The sequence below is a fragment of the Nocardioides aromaticivorans genome (genome assembly GCF_013408525.1).
GTDB classification, from domain to species: domain Bacteria; phylum Actinomycetota; class Actinomycetes; order Propionibacteriales; family Nocardioidaceae; genus Nocardioides; species Nocardioides aromaticivorans.
Genome location: NZ_JACBZM010000001.1, coordinates 76,892 through 95,705, shown reverse-complemented (window position 1 = coordinate 95,705; position 18,814 = coordinate 76,892). Strand labels below are relative to the sequence as shown.

Genomic DNA, 18,814 nt, shown 5'->3' with positions numbered 1-18,814 from the left:
ATTCCGGACGACGCTGCGCGGTGGGACGCTGGCGCATGGCCGAGCCGCAGCGACCACCCGAGTCGCTCCCGATGCGGATCGTCGTCAACCTCGTCGTGGCGGCGATCATGCTGGTGCCCTTCGTCCTCGTCGGGGCGGGCGCCTGGCTGATCGTCCAGCGCCAGACGGGCGAGCGGGTCGAGGCCGAGGTGATCGGCTGCGACCTCGACGTCGGCTACAAGACGTCGAGCCAGCACTGCACCGCCCGCTGGACGGTCGACGGCGTCGAGCACACCGGCCCGATCCAGGGCTCCGGCGACCAGGAGGTCGGCAGGACGGTCGACGCGACCCTGCGCGACGGTGAGCTCTACAGCCGGTCCCTGACGCTGCCGCTGGTGCTGCTCGGGCTCGGCCTGCCGCTGCTGGTCCTGCCGTTCACCTGGGTACGCCGCCGGCTCAGGGGCGCCCGTACGACGCCGGCTCACCCGTGAGCACCCGCAGGGCCAGGGTGGTGGTCGCCTCCATGCCCAGGTGGCCGACCACGCGCTCGACGCGTGCGATGTCCAGCGGCAGCAGGCCCGGGGTGCCGGGCACGTCGGGGGTGAGCCCGAGGTCGAGGTCGGTGCGTCCGGCCATCAGCCGCAGGTTGAACTCGTAGCGCTCGCGGGCCTCCGGCGCCTGCAGGCGGGTCAGCGTCGACGCGCTGATCCGGCGCGCGCCGGTCTCGTCGCTCCACGAGTCGAGCGCCGCGACCAGCGCCGCGCCGTCGTTGTGCTCGACGTCCGCCCAGACCGCCTGCATCGACCCCATGTGGTTGAGCAGGACCGCCGCGGTCTTCTCGCCGATGCCCTTCACGCCGGGCAGGTTGTCGCTGGAGTCGCCGCGTACGGCCGCGAACTCGAGGTAGCGCTCGGCCGGGACGCCGTACATGATCTGCAGCGCCCTGGGGGTCAGCAGCGGCGAGCCGTTGATGCCGCCGTCGATCAGCCGCAGCACGCGGGTGTGCTCGCTGATGTGGGCGAAGGAGTCGCGGTCGGAGGTGATCACGACGCAGTCCCAGCCGTTCTCGCCGGCCCAGGTGGCGGCCGACGCGTTGACGTCGTCGGCCTCCAGGCCGGGCGGCGTCAGGGTCGCGAGGCCGAGGGCGTCCAGCAGGGCGCCGGCGCGGTCGAGCTGGTCGACGAGCTCGGGGTCCTTCTCGGCCCGGCCCGCCTTGTAGTCCGGGTACATGTCGCGGCGGTACGACGCCGTCCGGTCGTCCAGCCCGAAGATCACCGCGTCGGGCGCGAACGCGTCGATCGACTCGATGATCTGGCGCAGCATCCCGTGCAGCGCCCACGCCGGCCGGCCGCCGCGGTCCAGGTGCCGGGTGTGCGCCCGCGCGTGGTGGTTGCGGTGCAGCAGGGACGGCGCGTCGACCGCGAGCAGGAGCTTGCGGGGCCGGTCGGGGATCGCGTGCATCGGGCGGTCGTCAGTCCAGGGGAGCGTTGAGGGGCGAGTCCTTGCGGGAGACCATGTCGAAGCGCTGCTCCGGGGTGAGCGTGCGGAAGGGCTCCAGCATCTCCAGACCGTAGCCGCTGACCTCGACCGCGTCGGTGGCCGGTACGACGGAGTGGACCACCCGGTCGTCGTACAGGTGGAGCCTGGTGAAGGCCTGGTGCCCGTCGACGCCGGAGAGCAGCCGCTGGTCGGGGGCGAGCTCGGAGGTGTAGCAGCTCGCCGACGCCACCGAGACCGGGACGCCGGCGAACGTGGACCACGACGTGAAGTGGAAGTGCCCGCCGAGGATGCCGCGCACGTCGCTGCCCTCGACCACCGCCGCCAGCCGCGGCTGGTCGTGCAGCTCGATCAGCTCCGCCAGGCGCAGCATCGGCACCGGGATCGGCGCGTGGTGCAGCGCCAGCAGGGTGCCGTGCGGTGCCGGCTCGGCCAGCACCTCCGCGAGCCACCGCAGCTGCTCGTCCGACAGCTCCCCGTGGTGCCAGCCCGGGACACTGGTGTCGAGCGCGACGATCCTCAGGCCGGCGACGTCGTGCACGCGGTCCTGCGGCTCCTCGCTCTCCGCACCGAAGAGCTCGCGCGAGTACGCCGCCCGGTCGTCGTGGTTGCCCATCACCCAGACCACCTCGGCGCCGAACGCGGCCGCCGCCGGCTCGACCACCACGCGCAGCCGCCGGTACGCCGCCGGCTCGCCCTTGTCGGCCAGGTCGCCCGTGAACACGAGCGCCTGCGGTGGCGTGGGCACCCGGCCGAGCCGCTCGAGCGCGGCCTCGAGGTGGGCGACGGTGTCGACGGCGTCGTACTGCAGGCTGCCGGCGAGCAGGTGGGGGTCGCTGAGGTGGGCGACGACGTGTGTCGGGTCGGGGTACTGGCCGAGCGGTTCCACGCCCAGAGCCTAGGACCGCGGGGGACACTGGTCCGGTGTTCTCGGCCCTCGTCCTCTCCGTCGCCCTCACGCTGGCCCCGGTCGTGACCCCGCCGCCCGGCGGGGGAGACCTCGACTACCAGCTCGGCGGCGCGGTGCGGCCCGACCCGCGCGTCGAGATCGTGGTCCGCGACCGCAACGCGCCGCCGTCGCCCGGCCGCTACAACGTCTGCTACGTCAACGGCTTCCAGACCCAGCCCGACGAGGCGTCCTTCTGGCGCGACCGGTGGAGCCTGGTGCTGAAGGAGGACGGCCGCGCGGTCGTCGACGAGGCGTGGGGCGAGTGGCTCCTGGACATCCGTACGACGACGAAGCGCGCCGCGCTCGCGCGGATCGTCGGCCGCTGGATCGACGGGTGCGCCCGCGACGGCTTCGACGCCGTCGAGTTCGACAACCTCGACTCGTGGTCGCGCAGCCGCGGGCTCATCACGCGCGCGCAGGCGAAGGCGTTCGCGCGGACCCTGGTGGCGCGGGCGCACGCCGACGGCCTGGCCGCCGGGCAGAAGAACTGGGCGGAGCTCGACGGCACCGTGCTCGGCTTCGACTTCGCCGTGGCCGAGGAGTGCGGACGGTACGCCGAGTGCGGCGACTACGTGGCGTCGTACGGCAGCCGCGTGCTGGCCGTCGAGTACCGCCGCGCCGACTTCGACCGCGCCTGCGCGCGCTGGGGCGCGCGCCTCGGGATCGTGCTGCGTGACCGCGCGCTGTCGCGCACCGGCGTGCGGTCGTGGTGCTGAGGCCTCCGGCGCACGAGGCCGTGTCTCCCAACCCTCGGCGGCGGCCACGCCGCCCATCACGCACGCCTGGCGGCGTTGCCGATGCTTGGAAGACGCCCAGTCTGCCCGCGCACCGGCGCCTTGCCATCGCACGCGCTGGACGGCGTGTCCATCCACCGCCGGTTGGGAGACACGGCCTAGTTTCGGGACATGACCGACGCACCCCAGATCGACGTCGACGTCCCTGCGAGCGGCCCCGGCTGTGCCGAGTGCGATGCGGCCGGCGGCTGGTGGGTCCACCTGCGGCGGTGTGCCGCGTGCGGCCACGTCGGCTGCTGCGACACCTCGCCGGCCCAGCACGCGACCGCGCACTTCAAGGAGACCGGACACCGGCTGATCCAGAGCTACGAGCCCGGCGAGGACTGGTTCTGGGACTACGAGGCGCAGGACTACTACAACGGGCCCGAGCTCGCCGCGCCGACCGGCCACCCCGAGGGCCAGTCCGTGCCCGGACCGGCCGAGCGCGTGCCCGCGAACTGGCAGGACCTCATCCACTAGCGCTGCCGTGCCCGAAAGAAGGGAAACGGAAGCCGAAGAGGGCCAGGCGACGCCCCAACGCCGGCGTTTCCCTTCGTTCGGGTACGCCTGTGGATGCGCTTCGCCGGGAGGACGTGAGATCAGCGAGGCTGTCGTGCGTGGACCCGGTCGACGCGCTCGCGATGGCAGGCGGTGTCGCGAAGCGACGTCACCTGATCGCGATGTCGTCGCGCCGACAGGTGGATCGCGCCGCGCGTTCGGGCGCCATTGCGCGTGGGGACCGCTCCACCTACCGGCTACCGGACCTGGACCGCGCCGCGCAGCGTGCCCTCGCGCTGGGTGGGCGGGTCGCCGTCCTCAGCGCCGCCGTGAGTCACGGCTGGGAGGTCCCCTCTGCTCCGATCCGACCGTGGATCATGTTCGACCACCACGCCAGCGCAGCTGGAGCAGCCGGAGTCGAGGTCGTCTGGGGCGACCTGTCGGACGAGCGCGGACTGGTGCTGTCGGAACGTCGGACGGTGCTCGACTGCGCCCGCCGGCTGCCGTTCGACATCGCGCTCAGCGTGGCGGACTCGGCACTCCGCCACGGCGTCGACCACGAGACTTTCATCGCCGATGCAGCCCGCCTGCGGGGCAAGGGCTCGGCGCAGGCTCGGGAAGTCGCACGGCTGGCCTCACCTTTCGCAGCGAATCCGTTCGAGAGCAAGCTGCGCGCGCTCGCGATCCGCGCGGGGCTGGATGTCCTGCCGCAGGGTGAGATCCAGGTCCGCGGGCGCTCCGACCGACAGGACTTCGTCGTGCATCCCGACGTGGTCGATCGCGGGCGCCGGCTGGCGATCGAGGCCGAGTCATGGGAGTTCCACACGTCGAGGAAGGCCTTCGAGCGTGACTGCCACCGGTACACCCTCCTGACGCTCGACGGTTGGACCGTGCTGCGCTTCACCTGGTGGCAGGTCATGCACGACTCGGACTGGGTGCTGGCCTGCCTGTCCGAGTTCCGTGAGCGCGTCGCTGGAACCGGTCGACGTGCGGCGTCATGATGGCGCGATGGCGACAACGAACGAGGAGGCCCACCGCATCGCGCGCGAGCAGGGCGTCAGCGGTCCGCTCTACCTGCTGGTGAAGTACGCCGCCGCGGTGATCTTCCGCATCGTCTGCGGCTTCACCGCCTCGGGCAAGGAGAACGTCCCGAAGAAGGGGCCGGTCGTCATCGTCCCCAACCACAAGAGCTTCTGGGACCCGTTCTTCGTCGCGATCGTGCTGCGCCGGCCGGTGCACTTCATGGGCAAGGCCGAGCACTTCGACGGCCCGATGGCCAAGGTGTTCCTGCGCCTGGGCGCCTTCCCCGTACGACGTGGCGAGTCCGACGCCGACGCGCTGGAGACCGCCCGGGCGATCCTGCGTCGCGGCGACGCGCTCGCGCTCTTCCCCGAGGGCACCCGCGTGCGCGAGGAGGGCCTCGGTGCCCCGAAGCGCGGCGCCGCCCGGCTCGCGATCGAGGCCGGTGCGCCGATCGTGCCCGCGACGATCACCGGCACCGAGAAGCGGCGCTGGCCGCTGCCGCGCCGGGTGCGCATCGTGTTCGGCACCCCGGTCTCCGTCGAGGGCCTCGAGGCGACCCCGGAGGACGCCGCGGCGGTCATCGGCGAGGCCTGGCCGCAGGTCACCGAGGAGTACACGCGCTGGCAGAACCGGCCCGGTGTCGTCGCCGCCGGGCTGGCCGCCGTCGGTCTCGGCGCGTGGGTGATCCGCAAGCGCCGCGGGCACTGATCGGCGGGGCCGCTGCCTAGGGCTCGGTCACGGCGACGTTCGCCGAGGTCGCACCGGGGGCGGTCAGGTTCAGCGTCGCGGCCCCGGGGTTGTTCCGGTGGACCTGCAGGGTCTGCGGCTGGTTCCAGTTCGCGGCGGTGAACTGCAGCTCGGTGATGTCGCCGACGATGTCGACCCTGTTGCCGTTCTGGGTGATGCCGACGCTCATCGTGACCGGACCGGTCGGCTGGTGGAGCAGCCGCACGTCGACACCCGCCGTCGCCCCGTCGGCGACCTCGACCGCCGCGGGCGCGATGATCGCCTGCGTGTCGTTGTCGGCCACCGCGACCGTCGCGCTGGCCTCGAGCGCGCCCAAGGTGGCGGTCAACGTGGTGGAGCCGCCGACGAGGTCGTCGTCCTGGGTGCCGCTCAGGGTCACCGCGGCGCTCGTCTCCCCGGCGGCCACCTGCACCGTGGCGGTCGTGGTCGTCGCCAGCGCGGGGTCGGCGACCGTCACCGTCACCTCCGTCGCGACGGAGGTCGCCACGCCCAGGACCACCTGGGCGCCCGTGGACGAGCCCTCGGTGACGTTGATCGTCGTCGGGCTGATCGACAGCGTCTGGTCGACGCTCGTCGTGATCGACGTGATCCGGGGCTCGCCCGTGCCGCCGCCGTGGGGGACCACCTTGTAGATGTACTGCGTCGACGCGAGCGTGGTCGTGTCGTCGTACTCGGTCGCGGGCTGGAGGACCGTCGCCAGCGGGCTGAACGTGGTGCCGCCGTCGTCGCTGCGCAACACGTCGTAGGACGTCGCGAGGCCGTTGGCGGGCTCGCCCCAGTCGACGTGCACGGTGCGCGCCGTGCCCGCCATCGACTGCGCCGCCTGCAGGTCGACGACCCGGTCGGTGACCGGCCCGAGGTCGTCGCTCCACGGACCGCAGTCCGCGGCGTCCGGGCCGTTGCAGGCGCGGACGTGGAGCTGGTGGTCGAGGGGGACGGTCGGCAGGTCGGCGTGGGTCACGTCCGCCGGGTACGAGAAGGAGCCGGGGTTCGGGCCCGACCACGCCACCTCGTAGCGGGTCAGGTCCCGGCCGCCGTCGCTGGCCGGAGGCTGCCAGGCCAGCCGGAACTGGCCGACGGCCTCCTCCCAGCCGAGGGTGACGTTCTGCGGTGCGCTCGGAACGCCGGTCGGCGCATCGGGCGCGATGACCGTCGCCGGTCCGTAGCCGACGTTGTCGATGACCGACCTCGCGCTGACCCGGAACTGGTAGGAGACCCCGCCGGTCAGCCCGGTGACGATGGTGGAGGTCTCCGTGGTCGACGGCTCCGTCGTCCAGGTCGTGCCGCCGTCGGCACTGCTCTCGACCTTGTACGACGCCACCGCGGTGCTGCCCACCGGTGTGCCCACGACCGGGGCGGTCCAGGTGAGGGCCACCTGACCGACGCCGGGCGTGGCGGCGAGGTCGGTGACCGGGCCGGGGGCGGTCCGGACCGTGTAGGGCCCGAAGCCCGTCGTCGGCCCGTAGCCGGCGGCGTTGTGGGCGCGCACCCGCAGCCAGTAGCGGGTGCCCGGCGTCAGCGGCACCGCCGCGGGGGCCGCCTGGGTGGACGCGGTCGGTGACGTGACCGACCCGGTCCAGGTCGCGCCGTCCGCCGACCACTGGACCTGGTACCGGTCGATGGTTGCGCCGCCGTTGGTGGTCGGGATCTGCCAGTATGCGCCCAGCGCTGCGTTGTAGGCGTCGGCTGCGGGATACCTCGGCGCCGCAGGCACCGTCCGCGGCACCGCGCTCACCTGCGCGCTCGCGGTGCCCCAGCCCGAGCCGTTGCGCGCCATCACCCGGTAGTAGAAGCGCGCACCGTTGACCAGGCCGGTCTCGGTCCAGGCGCGCGCGGTCGCGCCGGTGTACTTGACCGTCACCCACGGCGACGAGGTGGTGTTGCGGCGCTGGACCGCGTAGGCGTTGATCGCCGAGGTGCCGGGGGAGGACGGAGCCGCCCAGGTGACCTTCACCGCCTTGTTGAGCGGGGTCGCCTTCACCGACCGTGGCGCCGCCGGCTTCGTCGCGGCCTCCACGGGAGCGGAGTGGAGCAGCACGGTCGCCAGCAGGACGGCAGCCAGGACACGGGAGAGCAACCTCATCGCAGGCCTCCTTCTCGCCGGAACCTAGTGGAGTGCGCGGCACGCCGTGGGGGATCGGGCCAACCTTTACGGCGTCGCCCGGACCGATGCCCTACGCTTTCGAACATGCGTTCGGTACGACGGTCGATGGAGGGCCAGGAGTGCCTGCCGCTCGACCTGCCCCCACCTCCGGAGGTGTCGGCGCGGGAGCGGCCCGCGCCCGGCCCGGCGTCGTCCCGGGTCCGGGAGGACGGCGACCTGCGGATCCGGCTGCGCAACGATGCGCTCGCGTCCCGGGGCTGGCCGGCCGGCACCGAGCTCGTCGTCGCGACCGACCGACGCCCGCGCCGCGGGGAAGTGGCGCTGGTGAAGGAGGGTGGCCGGTTGAGGATCGGTGTCCTCGAGGTCCAGTACGGCCGCTCGGCCCTGCGCACCGACCACGGGTCCGTGCTGCTGGGCTCCACGGCCCGCACCGTCGGTGTGGTGACGGTCGCCGCCGCCCCGTTGGAGGGGATGCCGGCCGTCGTACCCTCGGGCCCATGAGCCCCGACCTCCTGCTGTCCCGCCGCGACCTCGCGTTCCTGCTGCACGAGTGGCTGGACGTCGCGGAGCTGACGACACGGGAGCGGTACGCCGAGCACGACCGGGAGTCCTTCGACGCCGTCCTCGCCCTGTCGGCCGAGCTGGCCGCGGAGCACTTCGCGCCGCACAACGCGCTCAGCGACGCCAACGAGCCGCAGTTCGACGGCGAGACGGTGACGATCATCCCGGAGGTCGCGAAGGCGGTCCGGGCGTTCGCCGACGCCGGTCTGGTGTCGGCGGCGATGGACGCGGAGGTCGGCGGCGGCCAGCTGCCGCACGTGGTCCAGCAGGCCTGCTTCGCCTGGTTCCAGGCGGCCAACGTGTCGACCTCGGGCTACCCGATGCTGACCATGGCCAACGCCAACCTCCTGCTCGCCCACGCCTCGCCGGAGCAGGTGGCGCGCTTCGTCCCGCCGATGGTCGAGGGTCGCTGGTTCGGCACGATGTGCCTCTCCGAGCCGCAGGCCGGCTCGTCGCTGGCCGACGTCGCCACGCGCGCGGTCCGCCAGGACGACGGCACCTTCCGGCTCTTCGGCAACAAGATGTGGATCTCCGGGGGCGAGCACGAGCTCGGCGACAACATCGTCCACCTCGTCCTCGCCCGGGTCGAGGGCGCGCCGCCGGGGGTGAAGGGCCTCTCCCTCTTCGCGACGCCGAAGTTCGTCGTCGGCCCGGACGGTGTGCTCGGCGAGCGCAACGACGTCACGCTGGCCGGGCTCAACCACAAGATGGGCTTCCGCGGCACGGTCAACACGGTCCTCAACTTCGGTGAGGGTGCGCACCTGCCCGGTGGCGCGCCCGGTGCCGTGGGCGAGCTCGTCGGCGAGGAGAGCCGCGGCCTGGCCGTGATGTTCCACATGATGAACGAGGCCCGGATCGGTGTCGGCGCCGGCGCTGCCGCCCTCGGTTACACCGGCTACCTGCGGGCCCTCGACTACGCCCGCGAGCGGGTCCAGGGCCGGCCGCTGGACGGGAAGGACCCGGCCGCGCCGCCGGTGCCGATCACCGCCCACGCCGACGTGCGGCGGATGCTGCTCGCCTCGAAGTCGTACGTCGAGGGCGGGCTCGCGCTCGTCCTGAAGGCCGCGCGCCTGCTGGACGACCAGCACACCCACCCCGACCAGGACGGGCGGGAGCGGGCGGGCCGGCTGCTCGACGTACTCACGCCCATCGTGAAGAGCTGGCCCTCCCAGTGGTGCCTGGCGGCCAACGACCTGGCGATCCAGGTCCACGGTGGCTACGGCTACACGCGCGAGTACGGCGTCGAGCAGCTCTACCGCGACAACCGGCTCAACCCGATCCACGAGGGCACCCACGGCATCCAGGCTCTCGACCTGCTCGGCCGCAAGCTGGTGATGGACGGCGGCAGCGGTCTCCTCCTGCTCAAGGACGCGATCGACGACACCATCGGGCGCGCCGGCGACGCGGGCGACCGGCAGCTGCAGGAGCACGCCTTCCGCCTCGCCGGGGGCCTCGAGTCGCTGGTCCGCAGCGTCGGCCAGGCCTGGCAGTCCGGCGACCCGCAGGTCGCGCTCGCCAACGCGACCTACGCGCTGGAGGCCGCCGGGCACGTGGTCGTCGCGTGGATCTGGCTCGACCAACTGCTCGCCGCGCACGGCAAGCAGGGCGCGTTCTACGACGGCAAGCGGGCCGCGGGGCGCTACTTCCTCACCCACGAGCTCCCGAAGGTCGGCCCGCTGCTCGACCTGCTCGCCGGCGGCGACCAGCTGTTCAACGAGGTCGACCCCGCGTCCCTCTGACCGGGCGGCGCCACGCCGAACGCCTCGCACAGCAGGTGCAGCGCGCCCTCGTCGCCGGCGGCCGCCGCGGCCCGGGCCAGCAGGGCCGGGCGGTGCATGACCTTGCCGACGATGGCGTGGACGGCCTCGGCGAGGGCCGCCGGGTCGGAGGGACCTCCGTGCCGCCGCAGCTCCTCGCGGCAGGTCCGCTCCACCTGCTCCCGCACGGCCCGGATGACCGGGCCCGCGTGCGCCGCGGCGAGGTCGTCGCAGAACCGGCGGGCCGCCTCCTCGACCAGCAGTGTCGCGTCGCGGACAGCGGCCGCGACCGCCGGGTCGTGGCGCGCGTCGTCGCCCAGCGTGGTCAGGTCGACGAGCCGGACACCCTCGACGCCGCAGGCCCCGGGATCGACATTCCCGGGCACGGCGAGGTCGACGATCGTCAGTGGGACGTGCCGTGCGGCCATCGCTGCCGACACCTGGTCGCGCGTGAGCACGTGGTGGGGGGCCGAGGTGGCGCACAGCAAGAGGTCGGCGCGGGCCACCTCGTCGGCCAGCCGCTCCCAGGCGCACGCGCGGGCAGGACCGACCAGCCTCGCGGCGTACGACGGGTCGCGCGCCACGACCCGGCATGCCAGGCCGTGGGTGGCGAGGTGCTCGCAGGCGACCTGCGCCATCTGGCCGGAGCCGACCACGAGCACCCTCAGCCCGCGGGTGCCGTCGGGCGCCGCCAGCGTCACCCCTACGTCCACTGCCCGCCGGGCGAGCGAGCGGCGCTGCCGGCCGAGCGGTGTGCGGGTGTGCACCTGCTGGGCGCACCGGATGCTCGCGGGCAGCAGCCGGCTGGTCAGCGGCCCGGCGGTCCCGGCCTCGCCCGCGGCTCGCCACGCGCCGCGGACCTGGGCCAGCACGTCGGTGTCGCCCACCAGCCGCGACTCGAGGCCGGCCGTGACGCGGAACAGGTGGTCGACCGCCTCCCGGCCGACGAGGACCCTCGCCAGCGAGCCGATCCGGTCGCGGGGGAGGCCCGACCACTCGGACATCGCGTCGAGGACCGCTCCTGCGCGCTGGTCCGCGCTGCCCGTGGTCGTCGTACACACCTCGATCCGGCTGCAGGTCGACAGCACCACCGCCTCCTCGAGGCCCGCGTCGCGCAGGCGGCCCAACGCCCCCGCGAGCGCCTCGCGCCGCAGGGTCGCGCGGCCGAGCTCGGCGAGGCTCGCCTCCTGGTGGCACAGCCCCACCACGAGCGGCTGTGCGTCGCTGATGACCACGACACCACGATGCCGGTGCGGACCTTGGGAAAAGGTTGCGCAGTCCGCCGCGGTGGCCGCTCCCGCGCGTCCGCGACCAGCCCGTCAGCGAGGCGGACCCAGCCGCGCCCTGGAGTGCGGGCTGAGCCAGCTCTCCCGCTCGGGCCCCTTCGGCACGATGCCGCTGGGATTGATGTCCTCGTGGACCACGTAGTAGTGCCGCTTGATCTGGTCGAAGTCGATGGTGTCGCCGAAGCCGGGCGTCTGGAACAGGTCACGGGCATAGCCCCAGAGTGCTGGCATCTCGGTCAGCTTGTTGCGGTTGCACTTGAAGTGGCCGTGGTAGACGGCGTCGAACCGCGCGAGGGTCGTGAAGAGCCGCACGTCGGCCTCCGTGATGTGGTCGCCCATGAGGTAGCGCCGGTCCGTGAGGCGCTCCTCCAACCAGTCCATCGCCGTCCAGAGCCGGTCGTAGGCCTCGTCGTACGCGTCCTGCGTGCCGGCGAAGCCGCATCGGTAGACGCCGTTGTTGACCTCGGTGAAGACGCGCTCCATCACCTCCTCCATCTCCGCCCGGCAGTCGTCGGGCCACAGGTCGGGCGCGTCGGGCCGGTGGTGGTCGCGCCACTCGAAGAAGAGGTCGTGGGTGATCCACGGGAAGTCGTTGGTGACGACCTGTCCGCTCGCCACCTCGACCACCGCCGGCACCGTGATGCCCTTGTCGTAGTCGGGGTAGCGCGCGAGATAGGCCTCCTGGAGCCGCTCGTAGCCGAGCACGGGGTCCCGGCCGCCCGGGTCGAGGTCGAAGGTCCAGCTGCGCTCGTCGTGGGTCGGGCCGGCCAGGCCCATCGAGATGACGTCCTCGAGGCCGAGCAGGCGGCGCACGATGATCGAGCGGTTGGCCCACGGGCACGCCCGCGCCGCCACCAGGCGGTAGCGGCCCGGCTCGACCGGCCAGGTCCGCACGTCGAGCCGGGCGTCGTCGTACGGGTCCTGCGAGCGGCCCGGATCCTTGGTGATGCGGTCGGGGATGTAGTCCATGTCGCGCTCGTACGAGCTGCCCTGCTTCGTGTACGACGGCACGCGGTCCTCCTGGGGGTCGACGACTCCCGAGCGGTACGCAGTCCGGCCCGACGCACACTCCCGACCTGCCGTTCACCGCGGCGTCACGCTCACGATGCGGGGCCGCCCTACGCTCGCGCGCCATGCGCCTGCTTCCTGCCGTCAGCCTGCTGGCTGTCACCGTCCTCGCCACTCCCGCCGTCGCCGCCGACACGTCGTACGTCGACAAGCGGGTCACGCTCCCCGCGATCGCGCTCGAGGACGTGCAGTCGACCGTGCTCGACGACCACGGCGTCGAGCTGGGTGGCATCGGCAGCGGGCTCTTCGCGTTGGGCAGGAACGAGTACTGGACGGTCACGGACCGCGGCCCCAACGGGGAGGTGGGTGACGCGCGCACCTTCATCGTCCCCGAGTTCACCCCGACGCTCGTCAAGGTGCGCGCCCGCGGCAACACGCTGCAGGTCCTCGAGACCATCCCGCTGACCACCCCCGCGGGCGAGCCGGTCACCGGGCTCCCGAACTTCGCCGTTGCCGGCGACCCGGCACCGGTCCTGGCGGACGGAACGACCCCGGTCGCCTACAACGGCAACGGCCTCGACACCGAGGGCGTGGTCCGCACCGCCGACGGCCACTTCTGGCTGGTCGACGAGTACGGGCCCTCGATCGTCGAGGTGGACGCCGCCGGCCACGTCGTCGCCCGGCACGTGCCCGCCGGCCTCGAGGACGACTACGTCACCGCCGGTGCCGACTACCCGATCAGCGGCTCGCTCCCCGCCGGCCTCTCCGCGCGCCGTGGCAACCGCGGCTTCGAGGACATCGCGCTGCTGCCCGACGGGCACACGGTCGTCGCCGCCCTGCAGAGCTCGGTCGTGGTCCCCGGCGACCGCGACCGGATCATCACCGAGCTCGTCGCGTTCGACACGACGACCGGCACGACCGTGCACGAGTACGGCTACCGCTTCGACGCCCCCTCGACCTTCGCCGCCGGCACCCGGGGCCGCGACCTGAAGATCTCGGCGCTGGTGCCGGTCGACCAGACCCACGTGATCGTCGAGGAGCGAACGGACACCGAGGCCCGCTTCCACACGATCGAGCTCGACCCGGCGGACCCGCTCGTGACCGAGGCGGACAAGACCCTCCTCGTGAACCTGGCCGGCGTGGCCGGCGTACCGGGCAAGGTCGAGGGCGCCGCCCTCAAGAACGCCTCGACGCTCGTGGTCATCAGCGACAACGACTTCGGCTTCGTGCCGCGGGCCTACGGTCTCGACGAGGACGTCGACCCGTCGGGCGTGCGGACCGTCCTCGCCGAGGTCAAGCTGCCGTAGGGCACGCTGTCGTCGGATCGGGCCATCTCTCGCGGCGTTGCAGGTGTAAGGACCGCGCGACCTCGGTAGGTTGCTGCAACGCATTTGTACGTCCGATTCTCGAGACAGGACCCACGCATGGTGACGCTGACCGCAGACAAGCGGCTGCTCCACGCAGATCTCGCCGGGGAGACGATCCGGGCCGCCTCCGGCTCGATGGTCGCCTACACCGGCAATGTCGAGTTCAAGCACGCCGGCATGGGCGGCGGCGGTGGCTTCAAGGCTGCGCTCAAGCAGAAGGTGAGCGGTGAGTCGATCAAGCTGATGGAGTGCTCCGGCTCCGGTCGGGTGACCTTCGCGCAGGACGCGATGGACGTCACCGTCATCGACCTCACCGGCGACACCCTCGCCGTCGAGTCCGAGCACATCCTCGCCGTCTCCGGCGGGCTGACCCTCGACGTGAAGTTCGCCGGCCTGCAGGGCATGACGAGCGGCCAGGGCCTCGCCACGACGACCGTCACCGGCCAGGGCCAGGTGGCGATCGTGTCGGACGGGCCGCTGATCGCGCTCGCCGTGCAGCAGGGCATCCCGGTCGTCGTCGACCCCGACGCGTTCGTCGCCTCCTTCGGGCAGATGTCGATGAACCTCGTCTCCGGGGTCTCGTGGAAGTCGCTGGTGGGTGAGGGCTCGGGCGAGCCGTTCAGCCTCCGCTTCGAGGGTGCCGGCACGGTCCTCGTGCAGCCGGCGGAGAGGTGACGGGCATGGCTTTCGAAGAGGTCAACAGCAAGGTCGTCCGGGCGCACGTCTCCCCGGCGACGCCGGTGCTCGCGCGCCGCGGCGCGATGCTCGGGTACGACGGCCAGGTGACCTTCCGCCCGGTCGCCGGCCAGGGCGGGGGAGTCGGCGGCTTCGTCGGCGCCGCGCTCTCCGGCGAGTCGAACCCGATGATGGCGACCGAGGGCACCGGGAGCGTGCTCTACGGCTTCCGTGGGCTCCACGTGACCGTGGTCCAGCTCGACGGCTCGGGCTCGCTCACCTGCGAGGCCGACCGGCTGCTCGCCCACGACGCCAACCTGCAGACGGGTGTGGAGTTCATCGGCCAGGGCGGCATCCGCGCCGCCGTACGCGGTGCGATGACGGGCCAGGGCCTGTTCACCACGAAGGTGTCCGGCGCCGGCGCGGTCGCGCTGCTCTCCCACGGTGGCACCTACGCCATCCCGGTCGACGGGGGCGGGGTCGCGGTCGACCCGCAGGCCTATGTCGGCCACGTCGGCAACATCCAGGTCGACCTGTCCGCGAAGGTCGGCTGGCGCGACGCCGTCGGCCGCGGCTCGGGTGAGGCCTTCCAGCTGAAGATGTCGGGCCAGGGCACGGTCTACATCCAGGCCAGCGAGCAGAAGTTCTGAATGGGAGACAGATGATGCAGACCTACGACGTCCACACCCTTCCGTCCAACGACAACGTCAACGCCTACGCGTTCTCGATCGAGCTCGCCGGCCGCTGGTTCGTCTCCAAGGGGGCGATGATCGCCTACTACGGCAACGTCAACTTCGACGGCGTCGCCGCCTGGGCCAGCCGCGACGGCTTCATCGCCAGCCGCTTCTCCTCGCCGATCTACATCCAGGACTGGGTGGTCGCCGAGGGCCAGGGCAAGGTGATCGTCGCCGACCGCGGCTTCGACGTACAGTCCTTCGACCTCGAGGCGGGCAACCTCACCCTGCGGGCCAACAACCTGCTCGGCTTCGAGACCGGCCTCGAGCTCAAGCAGTCGATCGTCCCGGGCTTCGTCACGCTGATCGGCACGGGCAAGTTCCTCGCGTCCTCCAACGGACCGGTGATCTTCGTCGAGCCGCCGTTCCGCGCCGACCCCGAGGCGCTGCTCGGCTGGGCCGACTGCCCCTCGCCCTCGCACCACTACGACGCCCAGTGGATGTCCGCCTCGCTCGGCGCGATGCTGCAGGGCATGTTCGGCCGCGAGTCCGGTGAGGAGCGCCAGTTCGACTTCACCGGCGAGGGCACGATCCTCATGCAGTCGTCCGAGACCCTGCGCGAGGACCCGGCCCTGATGCGGCTCATCGAGTCGCAGACCAGCCTGCTGTCCACGCAGCAGGCGGGCATCCTCGGTCAGCGGCTGGTGGCGCGGGCGCAGCAGCAGTAGCCCTCAGCCGGTCGTCGAGGAGGTCGCGCAGCGACCGTCACGAGACGCCCGGAACGCAGGCAGTCGGCCGCGTCCTCCTCGCCGGAGGGCGCGGCCGGCCGCGTTCTCAGTCCCAGAAGCACTCGAGGTGGCCGCGCAGCGTCCGGTCGGGCGTACTGCGGCAGAAGGCCCGCGCGTCCTTGCGCAGCGTGTCGCTGAGGACGTCGGCGTACACGGTCTGCAGGGAGGCGATGGCCTGCTCGTCGCCGGGCAGGGCGCCGGGGATGAAGCCGATGGCGCGCACCTCGGGGTGCTCGCAGAGGAACTCGTGGAACTCCCACATGCTCGGCGACCCGTTGGTGTCGCCGTCCGGGTCCACGAACCCGCGCTCGATCAGCAGCCCGAGCTCGTCGGCATCGACGTCGTCGAAGGTGCTGTCGAAGACCACGGGGTCGCCGATGAGCGGAGCGAGAGCCTCGAGCTCCTCGCGGTCGGTGCTGTAGGTGAACGGCCCCTCCGGCTTGGGGGAGGAGCAGGTGATCGAGGACGTCGGCAGTGTTGTCGGCGCCGGCGTTGCCGTGGGCACCGTCGAGCCGGTGGCGGATGCGGGCGGCTCGGCGTCGTCCTTGTCGCATCCGGTGAGGGCAACGGCGAGCGAGGCGCCGGCGAGCAGCGCGATGGCACGACGGATGGGCATGGACCGGATCCTGCTCCATCCGGATCGTGGTGTCCGGCTGACACGACGAGCGGCTCTCACGCCACGAGTGGTGCACCGCGTGGACGGCCGTCGTGGTAGGTCATCCGGCCCTCGAGGGCCGTGAGGGTGAGGCGTGGTGGTCCGGTCCAGACGGGTTGTCGGGTGTGGGGGTCGATGTGGACCTGCCAGGGGGAGTGGTGGGTCAGCGTGTGGTGGTGGCGGCAGAGCAGGATGAGGTTGTCGAGGCTGGTGGCGCCGCCGTCGGCCCAGTGGACGACGTGGTGGGCGTCGCAGGCGAGCGGTAGGCGCGTGCAGCCGGGGAAGGCGCAGTGACGGTCGCGCAGCACGAGCGCTGCCCAGATCGCCGGGGTGACGAGCCGGTGGGCGCGGCCGACGTCGAGGACCTGCCCGTCGGTGCCGAGGACGGCCGGGAGGATGTGGGCGTCGCAGGCGAGGCGTCGTACGGCGGTGGCCGAGAGGCGGGTGCCGGTGTCGGTGCGGCCCTCGCGGGCGAGGCCGGCGTCGATCACCTGCTGGCGGAGGGAGTCGTGGTCGGTGGTGACGACGACCTTGACGGCTGATCCGTGGTCGCGGGGCAGCTCGTCGGCGTTGCGGAGCCGGACGCAGGCGTCGACGAGGGCGTCCCAGAGCCGGGCTCCGGCGTCGCGCGGGTCGCTGCCGTCGTGGGCGCAGCCGGGGGTGGGGCAGGGGACCTGGGTGCGGTTGCCGTCGGCATCGAACAGCGGGCCGTGGGGGTCGGAGGCGTGGCCGCCGCAGGCGCCGGGCTCGGTGGTCACGGGCGCGGAGAGCGGGAGCAGGGTGGCCTTGAGATGCTCGCCGTCCTCGCTGCTGCCGTAGCCCTTGAACCAGACGCCGCCGCGGCCGTCGTCGGTGATCGTGAGGTGGCGCTGGTGGTGGGCGCCGCGCTCGTCCTTGCTGCGCTGCTTCTCGGTGTCGAGGATCGCGGCGTCGGGGTCGAGCTCGCGGACGACCTCGGCGAACGAGCCCTGCAGGGCGGAGGCGTTGAGGGCGTCGTGGGTGGCGAGCTCGAGCATCCGGTCGGCGACGGCGGTGCGGAACTCGTGGACGCGAGGCAGGGTGTGGACCTGGCCGGCGATGGCGCGGGCCTGGGGGAGGGTGAGGCGGCCGTCCTCGAGGGCTGCCTGGAGCTGCGGGAGCTCGCGGAGCTGGGCGGCGGCGCGGACCAGCCCGCCGCCGGTGCCGTGGTGGCCGCCGAGGACGTGGGTGAGGAAGTCCTTGACCGAGGCCCAGCCGAGCTCGGCGACCGCGTTGGTGTCGGTGATCCGCTCCGCCGTACGCAGCATGGCGGCGTCGAGGAGGCCCTTGGCTGCGGCGACGGTCTCGGCGACCGCGACGGCCTCCGGCCCGTCGACCTCGTCCCACCGGGTCTGGGCCAGCTCCTGGGCGCGCTGGACCACGGCGGTGGCCGTGTCGAGCGCTCCGGGAGAAATCATGCGCTCAGTCTATCGAACACGTGTTCGAATGCAAGCCATGGCGGCGTGTTGTGGAGGAACCGCCTCGTACCCTGCCCTCATGCTCGACGACGCGCAGCTCGACCGTGCCTGCGGTGCCCTCCTCGGCTCGGCGGTCGGGGACGCCCTCGGCGCCGGCTACGAGTTCGGCAGCGCCCCGCTCGGACCGGAGGGGCCCGCGATGATCGGCGGCGGCCTCGGCGACTTCGCGCCGGGGGAGTGGACCGACGACACCACGATGGCCTGGTGCATCGCCGACGTCGCGGCGTCGGGGCTGGACCTGCGGTCGGAGGAGGGTCTGACGGGGATCGCGCAGCGGTTCCGGACCTGGTTCGAGACCGGGCCCGCCGACATCGGCATCCACACCCGCCGGCTGCTGGACGAGGTGGGTCCGTCGCCCTCCGGGAGCGCGTTGCTCGCGACGTCGTACGACCTGCACGAGCGGACCGGCCACACGGCCGGCAACGGCTCACTGATGCGTACGGCGCCGGTCGCTCTTCCGTGCCTCGACTCGCCGTCGGCGGTCGCCGAGGCCGCGCTCGCCGTCAGCCGCCTGACCCACTACGACCCGCGGGCGGGGGAGGCGTGCGTGCTGTGGTCGCTCGTGATCCGGCACGCGATCGTCGAGGGCGAGCTCGACGTCCGGGCCGGCCTCGACCTGCTGTCGGCCGAGGCTGCTTCCTTCTGGTCCGCGCGGATCGAGGAGGCGGAGTCCTCCGACCCCGGGCGGTTCCGCCCGAACGGCTGGGTGGTCGCTGCCTTCCAGGCGGCTTGGTCGGCGATCGCACACACCGACGGGCTGGTGGCGGGTATCGGTGCCGCTATCGCCATCGGGGACGACACCGACACGGTGGCGGCGATCGCCGGTGCGCTGCTCGAAGCGCGGTGGGGCGCGTCTGCGGTGCCGGCCGAGTGGCGGGGGATGCTGCACGGGTACCCGGGGATCACCGGCGAGCGGCTGGTCGAGCTGGCAGCAGCGGCGGTTGGCTGCGGAACGACGAACTGAGCGCCCCGCCTCT

General features: G+C 72.7%; 19 protein-coding genes. 12 read left to right on the top strand and 7 right to left on the bottom strand.

Annotated elements, in window-relative coordinates:
- Nucleotides 1-35: 35 nt before the first annotated feature.
- Complete coding sequence (locus BJ993_RS00435; protein WP_179647334.1) at nt 36-470, top strand: hypothetical protein; 435 nt, start codon at nt 36-38, stop codon at nt 468-470.
- Here the strand turns inward: BJ993_RS00435 and BJ993_RS00430 are convergent.
- A complete protein-coding gene (locus tag BJ993_RS00430) occupies nt 436-1,440 on the bottom strand; it encodes a 5'-3' exonuclease (protein WP_218864570.1) in 1,005 nt (334 codons plus the stop codon). The genes BJ993_RS00435 and BJ993_RS00430 overlap by 35 nt on opposite strands.
- A gap of 10 nt (nt 1,441-1,450) precedes the next feature.
- A complete protein-coding gene (locus tag BJ993_RS00425; RefSeq protein WP_179647333.1) occupies nt 1,451-2,365 on the bottom strand; it encodes a metallophosphoesterase in 915 nt (304 codons plus the stop codon).
- A 35-nt stretch (nt 2,366-2,400) separates the two neighbouring features.
- Here BJ993_RS00425 and BJ993_RS00420 point away from each other — a divergent pair, with 35 nt between their 5' ends.
- From BJ993_RS00420 to BJ993_RS00405, 4 genes are all read left to right on the top strand, one after another.
- Nucleotides 2,401-3,141, top strand: coding sequence for an endo alpha-1,4 polygalactosaminidase (locus BJ993_RS00420; protein ID WP_218864569.1), 741 nt, complete (start codon nt 2,401-2,403; stop codon nt 3,139-3,141).
- A gap of 189 nt (nt 3,142-3,330) precedes the next feature.
- The gene (locus BJ993_RS00415; protein WP_179647331.1) at nt 3,331-3,678 is read left to right on the top strand and encodes a UBP-type zinc finger domain-containing protein; all 348 of its coding nucleotides are present in this window, start codon (nt 3,331-3,333) and stop codon (nt 3,676-3,678) included.
- Between the two features lie 137 nt (nt 3,679-3,815).
- Complete coding sequence (locus BJ993_RS00410; protein ID WP_179647330.1) at nt 3,816-4,697, top strand: hypothetical protein; 882 nt, start codon at nt 3,816-3,818, stop codon at nt 4,695-4,697.
- A 7-nt stretch (nt 4,698-4,704) separates the two neighbouring features.
- On the top strand, nt 4,705-5,427 hold the full coding sequence (locus BJ993_RS00405; RefSeq protein ID WP_179647329.1) for a lysophospholipid acyltransferase family protein: 723 nt from the start codon (nt 4,705-4,707) through the stop codon (nt 5,425-5,427).
- A gap of 16 nt (nt 5,428-5,443) precedes the next feature.
- Here BJ993_RS00405 and BJ993_RS00400 read toward each other — a convergent pair whose 3' ends face one another.
- Nucleotides 5,444-7,549, bottom strand: coding sequence for a fibronectin type III domain-containing protein (locus BJ993_RS00400; protein WP_179647328.1), 2,106 nt, complete (start codon nt 7,547-7,549; stop codon nt 5,444-5,446).
- 105 nt (nt 7,550-7,654) lie between these two features.
- Between BJ993_RS00400 and BJ993_RS00395 the strand changes: the two genes are divergently transcribed.
- Nucleotides 7,655-8,071 (top strand): hypothetical protein, encoded by a 417-nt coding sequence (locus tag BJ993_RS00395; RefSeq protein WP_179647327.1) that lies wholly within the window; start codon nt 7,655-7,657, stop codon nt 8,069-8,071.
- The gene (locus tag BJ993_RS00390) at nt 8,068-9,870 is read left to right on the top strand and encodes an acyl-CoA dehydrogenase (protein WP_179647326.1); all 1,803 of its coding nucleotides are present in this window, start codon (nt 8,068-8,070) and stop codon (nt 9,868-9,870) included. Before BJ993_RS00395 ends, BJ993_RS00390 begins: the two co-directional genes overlap by 4 nt.
- Here BJ993_RS00390 and hemA read toward each other — a convergent pair.
- A complete protein-coding gene (gene hemA / locus BJ993_RS00385) occupies nt 9,771-11,123 on the bottom strand; it encodes a glutamyl-tRNA reductase (protein ID WP_179647325.1) in 1,353 nt (450 codons plus the stop codon). The genes BJ993_RS00390 and hemA overlap by 100 nt on opposite strands.
- An 84-nt stretch (nt 11,124-11,207) precedes the next feature.
- On the bottom strand, nt 11,208-12,143 hold the full coding sequence (locus BJ993_RS00380) for a glutathione S-transferase family protein (RefSeq protein ID WP_179651857.1): 936 nt from the start codon (nt 12,141-12,143) through the stop codon (nt 11,208-11,210).
- A 164-nt stretch (nt 12,144-12,307) separates the two neighbouring features.
- On the opposite strand from BJ993_RS00380, the gene BJ993_RS00375 reads away from it, so the two are divergent.
- The 4 genes from BJ993_RS00375 to BJ993_RS00360 all read left to right on the top strand — a co-directional run bounded on the left by BJ993_RS00375 (nt 12,308) and on the right by BJ993_RS00360 (nt 15,626).
- A complete protein-coding gene (locus BJ993_RS00375) occupies nt 12,308-13,489 on the top strand; it encodes an esterase-like activity of phytase family protein (RefSeq protein WP_179647324.1) in 1,182 nt (393 codons plus the stop codon).
- A 117-nt stretch (nt 13,490-13,606) separates the two neighbouring features.
- Nucleotides 13,607-14,224 (top strand): AIM24 family protein, encoded by a 618-nt coding sequence (locus BJ993_RS00370; RefSeq protein ID WP_179647323.1) that lies wholly within the window; start codon nt 13,607-13,609, stop codon nt 14,222-14,224.
- Between the two features lie 5 nt (nt 14,225-14,229).
- The gene (locus tag BJ993_RS00365) at nt 14,230-14,874 is read left to right on the top strand and encodes an AIM24 family protein (protein WP_036544686.1); all 645 of its coding nucleotides are present in this window, start codon (nt 14,230-14,232) and stop codon (nt 14,872-14,874) included.
- An 11-nt stretch (nt 14,875-14,885) separates the two neighbouring features.
- Entirely contained in the window at nt 14,886-15,626 is a 741-nt protein-coding gene (locus BJ993_RS00360; RefSeq protein WP_036544689.1) for an AIM24 family protein, read from the top strand.
- Between the two features lie 106 nt (nt 15,627-15,732).
- Here the strand turns inward: BJ993_RS00360 and BJ993_RS00355 are convergent, their stop codons facing one another.
- Together BJ993_RS00355 and BJ993_RS00350 are read right to left on the bottom strand one after the other, a co-directional pair.
- Nucleotides 15,733-16,302: a hypothetical protein gene (locus tag BJ993_RS00355; RefSeq protein WP_179647322.1), complete on the bottom strand. Its 570-nt coding sequence runs from the start codon at nt 16,300-16,302 to the stop codon at nt 15,733-15,735.
- A gap of 56 nt (nt 16,303-16,358) precedes the next feature.
- The gene (locus BJ993_RS00350; RefSeq protein ID WP_179647321.1) at nt 16,359-17,777 is read right to left on the bottom strand and encodes an HNH endonuclease signature motif containing protein; all 1,419 of its coding nucleotides are present in this window, start codon (nt 17,775-17,777) and stop codon (nt 16,359-16,361) included.
- Nucleotides 17,778-17,856: 79 nt separating this feature from the next.
- On the opposite strand from BJ993_RS00350, the gene BJ993_RS00345 reads away from it, so the two are divergent.
- The gene (locus BJ993_RS00345) at nt 17,857-18,801 is read left to right on the top strand and encodes an ADP-ribosylglycohydrolase family protein (RefSeq protein WP_257026775.1); all 945 of its coding nucleotides are present in this window, start codon (nt 17,857-17,859) and stop codon (nt 18,799-18,801) included.
- Nucleotides 18,802-18,814: the final 13 nt, after the last annotated feature.